Here is a 14,928-nt window from a genome sequence, read left to right on the forward strand (position 1 = left end):
CCGCCCGGCGCGATCAGCGCCTGTGTATACGTCGTTCCGGCCGCGTCGAGGGGCTTCGCCAGCGCGTAATGGCCGGCGAGGTTGCTGTTGACGCCTAGCACGTCGCTCATCGAATAAAGCAGCGTGTAGCTTTGGCTGTTGATCGTCAGCGCCTGGCCGGTGTTGGGCGCGCCGGTGAATTGAACGCCGGCGCCTGACGCGAACGACAGCAGCGCCAGCGTCGGGATCATCGGGTCCGCCGCCGCATTGAGGCTGAGCTTGCCCGCGCCCTTGATCGTCACCGGCGCGTTGATGGCGATGGCGTGGTAGGCGTCGAGGGTGAGGCTCTGCGGACTCGACCACGAAATCGCCGAGGCGATGGTGATGTCGCCGGCGCCCGGCGTCTGAACCCCCGGCCCGGAGGCACCGCCCGCCGTCGTTTGCAGAGTGACGTTGGTGGACGCCAGATTGCCGGAGATCGTATTCGCCGCCGCCGCGCCGACGGTCAGATTGACCGGATCGATCAGCCAGATCCCGGCGCCGCCGCGGGGCGCGGACGTATCGACAGACAGCCCGGCGAAATCGACGGTCTTGCCCGAGGTCTCGACTGCGCCGCCAGCGCCGCCCGAGGCGCCGCCGCGCGCCGTGATCCTGCCATTGACGCTCGTCGCGCCGTCCGACCAGACCACGACCGAGCCGCCCTCGCCGTTCGCCGTCGCGTCGGCCTTGATCGTGGTCGCGGAGTCGATCCTGACGCTCGCCGCATGGGAAAGTTTTCCGGTTCCCTGCGGGCCGCCGCCGATGCGGACCTTCCCGCCGCCGGCTCCGCCCGAGACATCGACGGCCGCGCTCCGCAGCGCGATCTCCCTTCCGGTGATGGCGATGCGCCCGCCCTTGCCCAGATCGCCTTTGCCGGAAACGCTGGAGGCGTCGAGCCTGCCCGAGACATTGACCGCCCCGCCCGCGCCGCCGCCGATGACGATCGCGCCCGAATGGCCGCCGATGCTGCGGGCCTGCACCAGGCCGCTGATGTTGACGGCGTTGCGCGCCGCCTCGCGCGCCGTGGCCGCCTCGATCACGACGAGGCCGCCGTCGGCCTTGATCGTTCCCGTGTTGCTGACGAGGGCCTCCTTGCCGTTGAAACGGGTGGGCGCCGCGACCTTGAGGAAGCCGTTGCCGGAGAAATCAAGCGTCGCGGTTTCGCCGGAGCCGAGCCCGACCTTGCCCATCAGCGCGAGGATTTTCCCGGAATTCGACACGGTTCCGCCGATCAGCGCGGCGTAGCCGCCGCGCCCGACGCGGATGACGCCGTCGTTGGTCACGGCTTTCGAGGCGCCGCCGCCCTTGAATTTGAGTCTGGCCCTGCCGCTGAGGAAATCCTCGTTCGAAACGCCAAGCGTCGAGGCGACGAACCCGGCGGCCCTGACAACGCCCGTCTTTGTGATCGCGACGCCGTTGGGATTGACGAGGTAGACCTGACCATTGGCGTTGAGCCGTCCGGCGATGGTCGAGGGCGTCGAGCCGGTCACGCGGTTGAGCAGCGCCGCGGATGAACCGGGCTGATGAATGTTGACGGTGTTGCCCTGGCCGATCGAAAAGCCCTGCCAGTTGACGATGGCCCCCTGGCTGGACTGGCGAATGTTCAGCGTATTGCCCGAAGGCGGTGAAATCGTCACCGAGCCGGAGGCGACACTGCCTCCGGTCGGCAGAATGCTAATGCCCCCGGCGAGAACAGGCTCCACGCCGCTCAGCGCCGTCGAAGCGAGCAGAACTGCGCCGAAGCGTGAGTGACTGCGGCGCATAGAGACACCTTAATATCGTCTTCAAAACAATGAAATCAGCCAAATTTGGGCCTCGCCGTATTCTCGCCATAAAACATTTGCCGTCAAGCCGAAGTTCTTCAGTCAACGGTTATATATTTTTTAGGCGCCTCTCCCTGCATTACGATTAACTGTATGGCTGCTACTAGATTATTTCGAGGCTGCACTTTGGAAGCGCGTCGCTAAACGTATAAAGCAGAGGGTCGATTATTCCCTCGAACTTCCTGTTCGCGTAAATCCTTTCTATGGCCTAACGTAAAGTGCATGCCCGCAGAAAGTCCCGCGATTTCCCCATGGCGCCGAGTTCCAGCGGAGGGCAACGAGCCTTGGACAGAGGTCAATCACGGTTTCACGTTGGCCGACATCCTAGGCGACCTTCGCCAGCCCGCTATGCTCCTCGGACCGGGCCTCGAAGCGCGTGTCCGCCTACCTCGTCACGTAGCTCCCGTCTCGACAAGCGCTCGTCGTCTCGGCTCCGCCTAGGACCCATTCGTCGAGGCTCAGCGCCGTCCGAAATCCCAATGCCATAAAGCCGGTTTTCGAAATTTCGGCGCTGGTTGACCGCCCGAGGTTCGAAAGGAGTTTCAGTTTCCCCGCCGACCATACGAGCAGACTGAGCCTTTCAATGAAATGAGCTGGTTTGGCGGGACACGAATTGCGGGGTGGGTCGACCAGCGTCTTTTCGCCCTTGATCGCGGCCAAGGCTATCGCTGGTGCGTGGTTCCGGTGGGGTCGTTTGCTCATCGCCTTTCCTGCGCTGCGACCATTTAGGCCGCGATCAGGCAAGACTCCGCTTGGCCGATTGTCCAAATTCGTCGGGCCAGCTCTCCTTTTCGTGAAACGGGTTGCCCGCCTCATCAGCATGCGGAATCGCCTAGTTTTTTCTTGCAGCCTGGAAAGCGGTTGCGAAACCCACCCATGGTCGCCGAAAACAACCTTGGCGTCAGACGCCGCCATGCACTAACATTGAAACTGGATCACCCCTCGGGGGCAGGCCAGCTGGAACTTGGGCTCTTCTTGGGTGCCCGTAAATTCGGCGGCCGCAAGCACATGCAGAAGAAAGCCTCATTCTCGATCGACAAATGCACCGCTATCAGAAGTTCATCTCCGATATCGCCGGCCAACACATCCATTCCCATGACGGGGAAGTCGATAAATTGATCGAAAAGGTGGCGACCTGGCTCCGCGGCGCGGCCGGGTATTCAATCGTGCCCGGCGGCCGTGCTATAGCCGCTGAGTTATGGTTCACCTCTGCTGGGGTGATCTCAACTCCGCTTTCGGAGTTTAAACCATCGCGAGCCGCGCACGGGCAACGTCGCGCACCAGTCGCCAGATTTCGGCCCTTTCTAGTTTTTTCGCCCTTTTGTATCGCCCTGAAATGCCGTCGAGGGCGGGGTGAGAAAGGCGTCGAACCGCTGTTTGACAATCGCGTAGCATTCACACGAGGCCTTTTCGAGGGCGGAACGATCACAAACTTGGATCATTCCCCGTCGATAACTGATGAGGCCGGCGTTCTGCATCGATTGAGCCGCAAGCGTCACCGATTTCCGATTGGCCCCCATAATGCCCGCGAGAAACTCGTGAGTGTATTTAAGAACTTCGCCTTCAGCTCGGTCATCCATCATGAGTAGCCAGCGGCACATTCTTTCCTCGATAGAATGCATGGAGTTGCAAGCGACTGTCTGCTGGATTTGAGACAGCAGCGTCTCAGAATAGCTGACGAACAGATCCCTCACCTATTCGCTGCTCGCAAATTCGTGTCGCAGCACTTCTATCGGGCACCGGCCCATAGGACCTTCTAACTGTACAATGCACCGATTGAAAGAGGTGCGGCTGTACATGGCCGCGAACAGGCCGAACGCGCCCTCACGCCCTATGTTTGCGGTTTCAATCGCCGAGCCGTTCTCCAAAATGGTCAGTAAAGAAAAAACCGCGCCACTCGGGAAGTAAGCGTGTTTGAGAACGCCGCCTGCTTCGCAGACGATTGATCCCAATTTAAGGGTGACAGGTTCGAGATGGGAGCGGATCCGGTTGCGGATGGCCGACTCCAAAGCGCGGAGCAACTGATTTTCATGCTCCGAAGGCAGGAACTGCTTCATTAATATCTCCCAGGAACAAACCGATTTTTTTCTTTCGCTGTGGTGTATACCACAGAGAGAACAATTTATAAGTGCATAATAAAATTTCGTTTTCTATCAGTCGGCAATTGTCGCGAGCTTAAGCTAAATGACGCCAGTCTCAGGTTTATGCTTGATTGTGGAAGATGACCCTTGGATTGCTTTTGATTTAGCTGACTACGTCAGCTTTTCTGGATACGTGCTCGCTGGACCATTCACAACCTGCAGGGAAACTCTTGCTTATCTCAAAAATCAAACACCAACCCTAGCTATCATCGACATTAAAGTATTGGACGGTTCGAGTAGATTGATAATCGAAAAACTTACACAAAAAGGTGTGCCTTTCATCATCTATTCTGGATACAGCCGCAAACACTTCACATACACGGAAATTGGATCTCACACAGAATGGATCCAAAAACCTGCGAGCGCGGAAAAAGTCCTGTCAGCCGCCGAACGGCTATTAATCCCATCTTGAAGCTCTCGTAGAGCAACACAGCGTTTCGAAACAGATAAACGGGGCGCCCATCGCCAAGGTCAAGCGCACCAATTCGATTTCTGGAAGGATCAATAATCAAAATGGAACAAATCGAGCACCACCTCAACAACACTGAAATAGCGACCGACTCTGCAGCTAAATTTATCCAGAATTTTCGAACGATAGCAACTGAGGCTATCGACTACTCGAGAAACTCTTTTGCAGACAGAGCTGCTTTTTTGGAAAAGCTGAGTAACGCCAAATCCATCGACACCGCTTTCCAGATCCAGTCGGAATACGCCAAGCAATTTTATGCGGCGTTCACCGCACAGGCGAAGAAATTAAACTCCCTCTATTCTGATCTGGGCAAAGAGGCTTTTAAGCCAATTGTGGAGTTAACCGCCAAGGTTCAGAACGATAGGAAGTAGGCCCTGAACATCAGTTAAATGTGTCGTTCAAAGCTAAACCATGACGGTTTCTGCGCCATGATCCTCTTTTAATAGTAGTAGGAGTAGCGCATGACCCCAGTGACGCTCGAACGTGATATATCTACAAGAATCGTCGATGTAACCGAGCTCTTGTTCGGAGAACTCGGATTTAGGAAGACGACGGTCTCCGATATTGCCCGTGAACTGAAGATGTCTCCAGCAAACATTTATCGATTTTTTGACTCGAAAGCTGAAATCAATTCAGCAGTCGCTCGCCGCCAGCTCGCGGAAATCGAAAACCGCGTAGAGCAAATTGAAGGAAGCTTTGACTCGGCGAGCGACCAGCTACGACGTTCCATAGCGACGATTTATAATCTTCACACGGAACAATTCGCATGGAGGCCGAAAATCCACGAGTTGCTGGTTACGGCGTACGACGAGCGTTGGGAGGTGGTTACAAGTCACACAAAGACCATCGGAAATTCCCTCGTCCGTATCATCGGTCTGGGCATGTCCGAACGAAAGTTCGCAATTGGAGGCGCAGACCTTACTGCGATTCTCATTCAAAGCGCTTGCATGCAGTTTTGCCACCCTCGACTTATAGCTGAAGCCGCGCAAGCCCCCTCGCCGCCAATCGATCAAATGATTGCTTTTTGCCTCGCCGGACTGACGAAAAAAGCTACGGAGCTGTCCGTCGCCAGGTTATTTTAGACAACTTTCGGGCGTCAGGAACGGAGGCTCTGGCACATCGGTGATTGAGGTTACGCGGCCTGCAGCCGATGCTACAAGCGACGATTGGCGATGGTCTGGCGTTTGATCCTTTCGCGCTCGAGGAGAATGCTCTCGGCGCGCCCGAAATAGACGTTAGCCGGCGCACCGGCTGGACCAGATCAGCTGATCCTGACGCACCCCCCAGGTGTTAGACAGTCTCCGGTTTCGCCTAGAACAAGCTTATCGACATGCCCTGGAAAATCATGCCCATCGGAATGCGCGAATGCCTATCGGTTTTACTAATCCCCGAGACTTGGAATAAGCCATCGTTGCCTTCCGTCATCGCGAAGGCCGGTCGAGCCTCGCAAGCGCCTCCGACATATGGTGGGCAAGTTCAGCCACGTGTGGTTGGCGCATCACACTCGCATGATCGCCGCTGCAAACATGGGACTCGTAGGCGCCGACATAGGGCGGAAGTACTTCCAGTGGGCGGCAGGATAAAGGATCGCCGCCGGCCGAGTCGAAAAATATGACTTTTCCCCGATAGGGGCTCATCTCGTAGCTGTAAAAAGCAGCTATGCCGGCCTCCCGCGCATCGAGAAGCTCTTTGGGCAGAGTTGCGAGCGTGTAAGGCGACGCGGACGCCTCGCCCTTGTCGCCGATGAGCCGGCGTAACCGGCGCGCCACCGGTGTCGCCCTTTCGACGAGATAGGGAAGAATTGCGCGGGGCGACAGCGTTTTGATTGTGGCGAGGTGCGTCTTAAGGCGTCGCCAGAGAAAGGCGCGCTTCACCGCTGGCGGCCAGCAGCGTTCCGGCAGATTAGGCTCGATAAGCCCAACGAAGTCGACTTGTTCGCCACCATCCGAGAAGACGCGCGCCGTCTCAAGCGCAACGAGCGCTCCGAGGCTGAAGCCTGCAACACGATAGGGGCCGCGCGGCTGTATGCTGCGGATGCAGGCCGCCTGATATCGCGCCATTTCAGTGATAGAGCGATGGAGCGGCTCGAGGCCGTCGAGGCCCTGAAATATATTTGCGTAGACTGGGCCGCCGGCCTTCACAAGACTGCCGAGATCTAAGAGTTCGAGCGGCAGCCCGCCGAGGCCGGGGAACAGGAAGAGCGGAGTTCCTCCATCCTGCGGCTGTACGAGCACCGTCGGACGCTGAGCCGGAGTCTTGCCGCGCTTGACCACGTCGGCGATGGCTCCGATCGTGCAGGCTTCGAAGACCGTGGTGATTGGCAAGTATACGCCCGTCGCTTGCGAGATGGCTTCCAGAAGCCGATGTATGCGTTGCACGCCGAGTCTGAGATCGAAAAGATTCGCCGTGCGGGCGTGCGGACCTCGTTCCAGAATGCGGTCCCAGAGATCAGCGATCACCGCTTCGACGGATGCGGTCGCCTCGACGAATGCCTGGCTTTTAATTTGACTGTTCATGGACGCTCCTCCATGTGCGACGAGAAGGGCGGGCGGAGCCTAAAACCAGCGTTGGAGCCAGCTTGGCATATAATTCTTCGCCCGGTTGAGGACACAACCGATGACCTGCCCGCCGAAGCGCTCGATGTCGTTGCGGGTCTGAACGATCATCGAGCGGGACGACGAGCCCGCGCCCACGACGAGCACTGTGCCATCGCTGCATCGGGCGAGCGCGAGCGATTCCGGCGATTCGGCCACGGGCTGGCAATCGAGAACGATGAAGGGGAAGCCTTGCTTTGCTTCCGTGAATAGCCGGCCAAGATCGCTGAGGTCGACACGCGACAAGACGCCTTCAGGAGCGATCAATCGCGCCAGAACGACCCCCGGACGGCCCGGAGCCGGGTGCATCGCGTGATGCAATGCGCCCTTGTTGGAAAATGCCTCAAGCAGGGATGGCGAGCCCGCCCCAAGACGCTCTCCCGAGGCGGTCGAAGAGCAGTCGACGAGGAGGACCCGTCCTCCCCAATGAGCCGCCGCCGCATCCGCAAAGCCGACCACCGTCGCGCTCGTCCCTTCTCCATGGGAAGAGGCGATGAACTGCAGCACGAACGGCTTGTCTTCGCGGTTCATCGCCTTGACGGCATGAAAGAGCTGCAAATAGGACGGGTGCGGTCGCCGCGGCGATGTACGACCAAAAGGAAAAAGATTCTTTTCGGCCGGAAGACATGTTTCTTCTCTTGGGTATGAAGCATGCGCCGTCATTGCGCCCCTCCGCACGCGAAAGAATAAGCGGTGACGTCCCGATCAACTGATGACCAATAAGCTGAGAGCAAGTTCATGTTACCCTTCAGAAATGGGAGGGTGTTTTCGATGCGCTGTGATGCCATGCCCATGCTAGGGCAAGATAATTGTAAGGAAGATAATTGCGACGCTTGAATTGTCATATGGAAGCTTTTTTTAGCTATCCCAACGTACATTCGAGTTTGACGCAGCGCAACAAAAAAGATAAAAATGACCTGTGGAAGTCGAATTTCTCTCGAATTCTTAATAAGTACTGACAAAAAACATAATTAATCAGATTCCACATCGCTTTTTAACGGGAGCTGCGCCTATCCGACGTTCTGGAGCAAATGAATCATGAGTCTAGTCTCTAATGAGTCGGCGCTCACTTATTGTCGGTCCAACTCAGCCACCCTGCGCGTCGCGCTCAACTCCCTTTGCAAGGACTGGCGGGTTGTCGCCGCTTCCATTGTCGTCACGCTTGTCGTCGCCGTCGCCGTCGCCACGCTCGTCAAGCCGAAATATGCAGGCGAGACGCATCTGCTGGTGCCGCTCTCCCCTGACTACGCGGCCCGTGCAGCGGTGGGTGCGGAAACCGCCGCATCGCCAGCCATGCTGGAAAAGGACGCGATTCTAAAAAGCGAGGTTGAGATCCTAACGGCGCCTTCGCTGGCGAGGGCCACAATCGAGGACGTTGGCCTTGCGAAGATGTATCCGGGCCTTGCGGAGCCGGGCCTGCGCGCGCGTCTCGCGCAAGTAGTTTTTCAATGGACTCTGGAGCCAGCGCTTGCCGCCAATCCGCTCGGCGCCGCGACGCTCGCTTTTGCGAAAGATCTCACGGCGACCCCGGATAAGACCGGCAATCTAATTACCGTCAGCTTCCGTAATGCTGATCCAGCCGTCGCCGCGCTGACGGCAAATACGCTGGTAGCCAACTATCTTAAGAAGCGCGCAGTCCTGTTTGCCGACGTGCAGTCGCCCGTGGTAGCGATCGAGGCGCAGGCGCTGCGCCAACGCGCCGACGAGGCGGCCCGCGCGGTGGCAGACTTCAAGGCGCGCAACGACATCGCCGACCACGCCCTGCAGCGCGACCTGCTGCTGCGCCAGCGCGCCGATATTATGCGGGACAGGCAACTCGGCGAGCTGGATGCCGCGCAGTCGACAGAACGCAGCGACGTCCTGCAACACGAGCTCGACGACACCCCAAAAGACATTGTCGCCTATCGTGGCGGGCAGCAGCTTGTCCGGCACGGCCGTCCGAATGTCGTCGACGCGCTCGAGATCGAACGTGCCCGCGCGCGCCTAGGATACGAGGCTGCGCGGGTGCGCGTCGCAACGGACGACGTGCAGCTTGCCGCTACAGACCGCGACATCAAGTCTATCGAGACGAAAGCTTTCGAACTGGCGCGTCTCGAGCGCGAGCGCACGCTTGCGGAGGACCATTACATCGCCGCCGCCAAGACTCTCGATGCGCGCCGTTTCCAGGAAGACGTCAGCTCGCGCGCGGCGGCGAGCGTGCGGGTTATCGACCCTGCGACCCCGCCAGTCGAAGCCGGGAATCAGCGCGCCGTCATCATCGCGGCGGGGATCCTGCTCTCCCTCTTCATTGGCGCTCTCGCTGCGGTGTTGTCGGACGTCTTTCGCCGCAGCTTCATCACGCCGGAGAAGCTTGAAAAGACGCTAGGCCTTCCGGTGCTCTGCGTCATTCCCGTGCTCGACCGGGCACCGGACGGAGCGGGCGCTGCCGGCTCTTGAAGCCGCGGCGGCGCGCAGGTCGGGCCTCCGCCCACAAAGGCATTTTGCCAGATATCACGGTTCTTTTGCCCGACGCAGGCCTTCCTCGCCATTTGAACGCTCGACTGCGCCCGGACGAAAGAAGGGGCGTCCCGAAGGGCGCTTAGGCCTGGGAGCGAAAGCAACTGGCGTCGCGAACTTTTTGGTTCGACTGAGCGTGAACGCACATTCTCCGATGCCGCAATAGCGGGAGGGTTCAATAAGGGCGAAGGCGTTCACCAAGTCACGCTCCGGACCTTCGCGAGAATGGCGTTCAGATCGTTTTGCAAACCGTAATTCCAGGCGCGTAGGACGCTATCCGACGTCGCGCATTTTGGTTTCACACGGATCGTCACGCCGGTTCCGCCGCGGTCGACGATAATGAAACCATAGGCTTTCGCCGCCGTCGCGATCGCTTTGCCTGCTGCGGTTGAGAGGGCTAGCGATGCGACGGAAACCGACGGCGGCAGCGCAAGCCGGGATCCCATCGGCAGCACGCCGGCGTAGGGTTGCTTGTTGATCAGGCTATCGCGATCGAAAGCGTAGGCTGGATATGCGATCTGCGGCGCGAGCAGTGTAGGCGGGACGGTGATCGCCAGGGCGTGATTGAGACCAGTAGCGACGTCCTCATCACAGAAGAGCCCGGCGTAGGCAGGCAGCATCGAAGCGGTCTGGCCATTCTGCCATCCATCGCCGGCGCTCGTGGTCGACGTCGTCGCGTAGGAGAGGGCCACCACCGGCCCCGAGCTCAAGACGATCGTAGCATATGTCTCAAGCGCCGTTCCGACCGGTTGGAACACCACCATATGGCCGTCCGTCCCGATCGCTGGTGTCATGCCCGCGCCGATCCGGAAACGGGCGGGCGGCGAAGCAGAGCTGACCGTCTCGTTGTAGGAAGCCGGCAAAGTCCAAGCGTTTGGCGTCGTCGTCGAGAAGACGTTGCCGCGGTAGGGGAAGCTCGTTTTTGAAGAGGCGAGAATGTCGGCCTCGACAGCCGCGCTATTGCCGACACGCTTCCACTCGCCGGTGAAGACTTTGTACCAAGCAAGGGAATTGTAGAGGAGCGGCTGCAGGGGATCGTTCGCCCCGGCCGTATAAATAGGAATGGTCCAGACGTTCCGCTGGTCCCAGGAATCCACGCCGGCCACTAGACCGGGGTCCGCCGGTTCGGAAGCGTACACGGCGGCCGCTGGTATCGTCGTGTTCCACACTGATGCGAATGTGAAAGGCCGGTTTTGGGCGCTGGCCTGCCCGGATACCGCCAGCCCAGCCGCAAAGGCGAGAGATCGCGCGAGGCGACGGCGCGGACGCCTGAAAATTGCCATAAGAAAAATTTCCATAAAAGCGGATATCTTTTCGTCGATTCCTATAAAGGATCGCATACCCAACAGAACACAAGATAATACACAATATTCATCAGATCACTTATGGTTGTTAAATATACGTAGGCGCATTACCAATGCCATTATATTATATTGCTGCGACGCAACAAAATATAGTGACATGCTGTTCGTTTGCCTCTACGCTCTCACTTATACTAGCTTAGAGTAAATGGATGCTCTTTTCTAGAGTTTCTGAGCTCTATCGAAGGGGGACGAATTGCGTATCGCGATGATTGGCTCCCGTGGAGTCGGCTCTAGTTACGGTGGCATCGAGCGGGTGCTTAATGAACTGTGTCCAAGACTTGGAAAACTCGGCTACGAAGTCGACGTATTCTCTGATGCTAGGGTGACCTTCGAGGATCACGGTGGAGTGCGCGCAATTCGCGTGCCTTCCCTTGGCGGCAAGCATTTTGAGACGCTCTCTCGCAGCGTTGTTGCGTTGCGGCGGGCCCTCGGCAATTATGACCTCATTCACCTCCACGCGGTCGGGCCTGGGATTCTGTCGGCAGCGACAAACCTGTTTGGTCAGCGCTCCCTCGTCACCATTCACGGGCTTGACCAGCAGCGTGACAAATGGGGCGTCGTGGCACGATCCTGTCTCAGTCTCGCCGAACGCACGCTGGTCGCCAACGCCGACCAGATCACCGTGGTATCCGAAAATCTGCGGCGTTACTTCATCGAGCGCTACAATGTCGCCACGGCGTTCGTTCCGAACGGCATGCCAAACAAGCACCGCGTTTCGCCTGGGCCGTCCTTCTCGTCCTTCGGCATTGAGCCTGGACGTTATATTCTCTTCGCGAGCCGCCTGACGCCGGAGAAGGGCTGCCACGACCTCATAGAGGCGTTCAACAGCCTGACGACTGAAATGAGGCTCGTCATCGCCGGATCCTCCGGCGAGCCTGTCTATCTCGATTCGCTCCGTCGGGCGGCCAATCCTGACAAGATCGTCTTCGTCGGCCATCAGTCGGGCGACGCTCTCGCCGCCCTCTTCAGCAACGCGCATCTCTTCGTTTTGCCGTCATACGTGGAAGGCATGTCGATGGCGTTGCTTGAAGCGCTCGGCTACAGAGTTCCCGCGGTCGTCACTGATATTCCCGAAAACCGCGCTGTCGTCGGTGCCCACGGCTTTTATTTTCAGCCTCGTGACGTCGAAGGGCTGCGCGCTGTGCTCGCGACGTTACTCGACGCCCCGCAGATCCTTGAGGGGGTCGCGCGCAATCTTGGCGCGCTTTCCTTGCCCGACTGGGATGTCGTCGCGGAACGCTACGCTCAGCTCTACCGAACCCCGTTGCGCGCAAGGCCGACGATCGCATCGACGCAGCGGATGGCGGCACGATGATTGGATCCGTCGCGCGGGCGCTCCGCGCCAGAGCCGCTCTGCTCTCCGACCGCTTCGGGCGCGAAGCCGGGTTGGTAATGCTGTCACGCGTTCTGCAGAACGCCAACGGGCTGCTTCTTTCCGTGCTGATCGTCCGTCGTTTTGGCCTCGCCGCAGCGGGCACTCTTACGGTGGCGGCGGTGGCGGTGACAGTCATCGCGCTTGTCGGAACTTTCGGCCTCCCCTATGTCTTTGCGCGCATGGATGCGCAAATGCGCGTCAAGAACGCTCTTGGCTTCGCGGCAGCGCTCGCAGTCGTCCCGTTGAGTCTGCCCTTTCTCGTGGCGCTTGGCGCGCTAGCCGCGCAAACACATGAGGAGATGCTGGTCATCGTTCTGCTTGCGCTCGGCGGTCCGTTCTTCGCACAGGGCAATCTTCTAAACTCGCTACAGGTGCTTCAAGGAAAGGCGGGCGACACCGTCATTGCTCCCGTCGCCAATTCGCTTGGCCTTGCCGCCGCGGCGCTCTTTGCCTCGAGCTATATCTTATTCGCCGCGATTCTCGCCGCCTTTCGGTTTGGCGGCGTCCTCGTCGCATTCCTGCGTCTTGAGCGCGCGCCGTTCGACATTCCTCTTTTCATTCGTCAAGCGCGCGAGGGTTGTCGATACCTTGTGGGCGACTCGCTCAATCTTGGCGTCGATCAGATCACGGTGCTTATTGTCTCCTATCTCATGAGTCGCGATGATCTCGGCCTGTTCGGATTATGCCGGCAAATCCTCACCGTCGCCGAGACGCCAGGCTGGTCGCAAATGCAGGCGAAATATCCGACCGTCGTGGCGGATCCCGACGGGGCTATGCCCGAGTTGCGCCGATTGATGCTCCGGCTTGGTGCCACATGTGCGGTCGGCGCGGCTGTTATTGCTGCTCCACTGGGCCTTATGGTTTTTCATCTGCCGCGCTTCGTCCTGTTTGCGCCGCTGATTCTTGTGTCCACGCCGATCCGCTATCTGCTCTCAACCTATGATCTGCATCTGCGCGCAATCGGAGCGCTCGGGTCGGTCAACCGCATCTCGTTGATCAGGGCTGCCCTGGCGCTTGCAATTGTGCCCGCAGGGGCTGCAATCGGCGGCGCGCTTGGCGCAATCCTCGCGACCGTCCTTCACGTGTCGATCGCCTGCGCCCTCACCGCACGCGCAAGCGCGTCCTTCGGGCCCCGCGCTGCGCCGAGTTTTGCTGAAGCCGGAGCCGCGCAATGAGCGCCGAAGCCGCCCTCCCGCGAGCGCCGTCGCCAAGCCTGCGCGCCCTTTCCGCGTTTCCCCGCATGCGTCGGAGCGTCCTGGCCCGATTGTCCGACCGGCGGCTCTATTGCGGCTATCTGCGCGCCATTCCCGCGATGTGGATATTGGGCGTCCTTACGCCAGCGGGCGCGGTCATGCTGATCAAGCTCGCGGCGGAGCGCTGGCCGAGGGGGGTGATGACCAACGTGATTGTCTGGAGCTGGTTCGCTATTGGGCTCTCGCAAGCCGCAGCCTCCATTCTGAACGGCGTCGATATCGGAGACTATGGCCGCGGCTTAGCCAACGCGGTAGGTTTCGGCGTCGTCGGTTGGGCGTTCGGCGGCCTCGCGATCGCCGTCGGCGCAGCGCACAGGCTCGACGACGAACGGTCGATTCGTGCTGTGACCTGGGTTGGCCTTTACATGCTGATTTTCGCCGCGATCGCCGCGCTCGGCCATCTCGCTGGAAAGCGCGAACTCTATATATGGCCGACGCCGATCGGAATGCTGTTGCCAAATAGTCCTTCTGTAACGTTCTACACGGCCGCGCTCATTTATCAGACGGAAGAAACGCTTGGCGAACTTTCAACTCGCCTCGTGCTTTTCTTTCCCTGGGCGCCGGCGCTGGGTCTCGGGGCGCTGGCGGTGACCTTCATCAGCCTGCTCGAAAGCAATCGATTGTGGCGCCTTCTCGGCGTGGCTGGCGGCGCCGTCGGCGTTGTCTTCAGCTGGAGCCGGATTGCCATTGGAGCACTGGTCGTCGTCGGCGCGTTCATCGCTTTTATGCGAGCTCCGCGCTTCGTCAAATTCACCGTCATCGGATGCGCGCTCACAACGCTGTTCGCGCTGCCCTTGTTCGGCATCGATCCGATTGGCGAGATCGCCCAGATACAAGATCGGGTGAATGGCGCGCGGGCCGGATCCAGTCTCGCTCGTGAGCTTATTTACGACAGGAGCTATGAGGGCTTTCTACAGTCGCCTCTTATCGGTCACGGCTGGATCGGCGAATCCGTGCACTCAAAGGAGAATTTGCCGATAGGCAGCCACTCCACCATCTATGGCCTGCTCTACACCGGGGGTGCGCCAACTTTCGCGGCCTTTGTCATCGCCATGGGGGCGATCTTGTTCGGGCTCATCCGGCGCTACCTAACGCTGCGATCTGACGATCCGCGTCGCGCCCACGTCGTCGTCGCTGGCGGTCTCTTTTCATGTCTTGCTCTCTACTGCCGCTACGAAGCGCTATTCAACCTTACGCTTCCCTGCGTATTTCTCTTCGTCTTCATTGGCGCAGCTCTCGCGCCGCCTTCCAAGGCCGACCGCCGTGGCTCGCCGGACAGGGGGCGCGCTCTTGCGCGCATCCCCTTACGCACGATGAGCGCGCTTCAACCGAATTACCATCATCGCGGGGCTGATAAGAACGCCTTCGCGCCAATAGGCCCTATTTAGGAGATTC

14 protein-coding genes are annotated in these 14,928 nt (G+C 59.2%); 7 read left to right on the plus strand and 7 right to left on the minus strand.

Annotation, left to right across the window (positions count from 1 at the left end; all coding sequences use genetic code 11):
* From BM177_RS05750 to BM177_RS20505, 4 genes are all read right to left on the minus strand, one after another.
* A partial coding sequence (locus tag BM177_RS05750; RefSeq protein WP_139223523.1) for a two-partner secretion domain-containing protein occupies nucleotides 1-1,781 on the minus strand: 1,781 nt, incomplete at its 3' end.
* 444 nt (nucleotides 1,782-2,225) lie between these two features.
* Nucleotides 2,226-2,543 carry a hypothetical protein gene (locus BM177_RS05755; protein WP_139223524.1) on the minus strand — a complete coding sequence of 106 codons (318 nt, stop codon included), beginning with the start codon at nucleotides 2,541-2,543 and terminating at the stop codon, nucleotides 2,226-2,228.
* Nucleotides 2,544-3,145: 602 nt separating this feature from the next.
* Complete coding sequence (locus BM177_RS20500) at nucleotides 3,146-3,463, minus strand: Crp/Fnr family transcriptional regulator (RefSeq protein ID WP_342028896.1); 318 nt, start codon at nucleotides 3,461-3,463, stop codon at nucleotides 3,146-3,148.
* Nucleotides 3,464-3,535: 72 nt separating this feature from the next.
* Nucleotides 3,536-3,898: a cyclic nucleotide-binding domain-containing protein gene (locus BM177_RS20505; RefSeq protein WP_244532144.1), complete on the minus strand. Its 363-nt coding sequence runs from the start codon at nucleotides 3,896-3,898 to the stop codon at nucleotides 3,536-3,538.
* A gap of 127 nt (nucleotides 3,899-4,025) precedes the next feature.
* Here BM177_RS20505 and BM177_RS05765 point away from each other — a divergent pair, with 127 nt between their 5' ends.
* The 3 genes from BM177_RS05765 (at nucleotide 4,026) to BM177_RS05775 (ending at nucleotide 5,533) form a co-directional block, all read left to right on the plus strand.
* Entirely contained in the window at nucleotides 4,026-4,394 is a 369-nt protein-coding gene (locus BM177_RS05765; RefSeq protein ID WP_091679690.1) for a response regulator, read from the plus strand.
* A gap of 101 nt (nucleotides 4,395-4,495) precedes the next feature.
* Entirely contained in the window at nucleotides 4,496-4,822 is a 327-nt protein-coding gene (locus BM177_RS05770; RefSeq protein ID WP_091679693.1) for a phasin family protein, read from the plus strand.
* A 90-nt stretch (nucleotides 4,823-4,912) separates the two neighbouring features.
* Complete coding sequence (locus BM177_RS05775; protein ID WP_091679696.1) at nucleotides 4,913-5,533, plus strand: TetR/AcrR family transcriptional regulator; 621 nt, start codon at nucleotides 4,913-4,915, stop codon at nucleotides 5,531-5,533.
* A gap of 339 nt (nucleotides 5,534-5,872) precedes the next feature.
* Here the strand turns inward: BM177_RS05775 and BM177_RS05780 are convergent, their stop codons facing one another.
* Nucleotides 5,873-6,967: a thioesterase domain-containing protein gene (locus tag BM177_RS05780; RefSeq protein WP_091679699.1), complete on the minus strand. Its 1,095-nt coding sequence runs from the start codon at nucleotides 6,965-6,967 to the stop codon at nucleotides 5,873-5,875.
* 39 nt (nucleotides 6,968-7,006) lie between these two features.
* Entirely contained in the window at nucleotides 7,007-7,576 is a 570-nt protein-coding gene (locus BM177_RS05785; protein ID WP_139223525.1) for a P-loop NTPase family protein, read from the minus strand.
* Between the two features lie 507 nt (nucleotides 7,577-8,083).
* On the opposite strand from BM177_RS05785, the gene BM177_RS05790 reads away from it, so the two are divergent.
* Complete coding sequence (locus BM177_RS05790) at nucleotides 8,084-9,481, plus strand: Wzz/FepE/Etk N-terminal domain-containing protein (RefSeq protein ID WP_091679709.1); 1,398 nt, start codon at nucleotides 8,084-8,086, stop codon at nucleotides 9,479-9,481.
* Nucleotides 9,482-9,735: 254 nt separating this feature from the next.
* Here the strand turns inward: BM177_RS05790 and BM177_RS05795 are convergent, their stop codons facing one another.
* A complete protein-coding gene (locus BM177_RS05795; RefSeq protein WP_139223526.1) occupies nucleotides 9,736-10,680 on the minus strand; it encodes a hypothetical protein in 945 nt (314 codons plus the stop codon).
* Between the two features lie 418 nt (nucleotides 10,681-11,098).
* Between BM177_RS05795 and BM177_RS05800 the strand changes: the two genes are divergently transcribed.
* Genes BM177_RS05800 through BM177_RS05810 form a run of 3 tightly spaced genes read left to right on the plus strand, consistent with a single transcriptional unit; the run spans nucleotide 11,099 to nucleotide 14,921 of the window.
* The gene (locus BM177_RS05800; protein WP_139223527.1) at nucleotides 11,099-12,220 is read left to right on the plus strand and encodes a glycosyltransferase family 4 protein; all 1,122 of its coding nucleotides are present in this window, start codon (nucleotides 11,099-11,101) and stop codon (nucleotides 12,218-12,220) included.
* Nucleotides 12,217-13,455 carry a polysaccharide biosynthesis protein gene (locus BM177_RS05805; protein ID WP_091679720.1) on the plus strand — a complete coding sequence of 413 codons (1,239 nt, stop codon included), beginning with the start codon at nucleotides 12,217-12,219 and terminating at the stop codon, nucleotides 13,453-13,455. Before BM177_RS05800 ends, BM177_RS05805 begins: the two co-directional genes overlap by 4 nt.
* A complete protein-coding gene (locus BM177_RS05810; RefSeq protein ID WP_091679724.1) occupies nucleotides 13,452-14,921 on the plus strand; it encodes an O-antigen ligase family protein in 1,470 nt (489 codons plus the stop codon). Before BM177_RS05805 ends, BM177_RS05810 begins: the two co-directional genes overlap by 4 nt.
* Nucleotides 14,922-14,928 lie beyond the last annotated feature (7 nt).

This window comes from Methylocapsa palsarum, from assembly GCF_900114285.1.
Taxonomy (GTDB): domain Bacteria; phylum Pseudomonadota; class Alphaproteobacteria; order Rhizobiales; family Beijerinckiaceae; genus Methylocapsa; species Methylocapsa palsarum.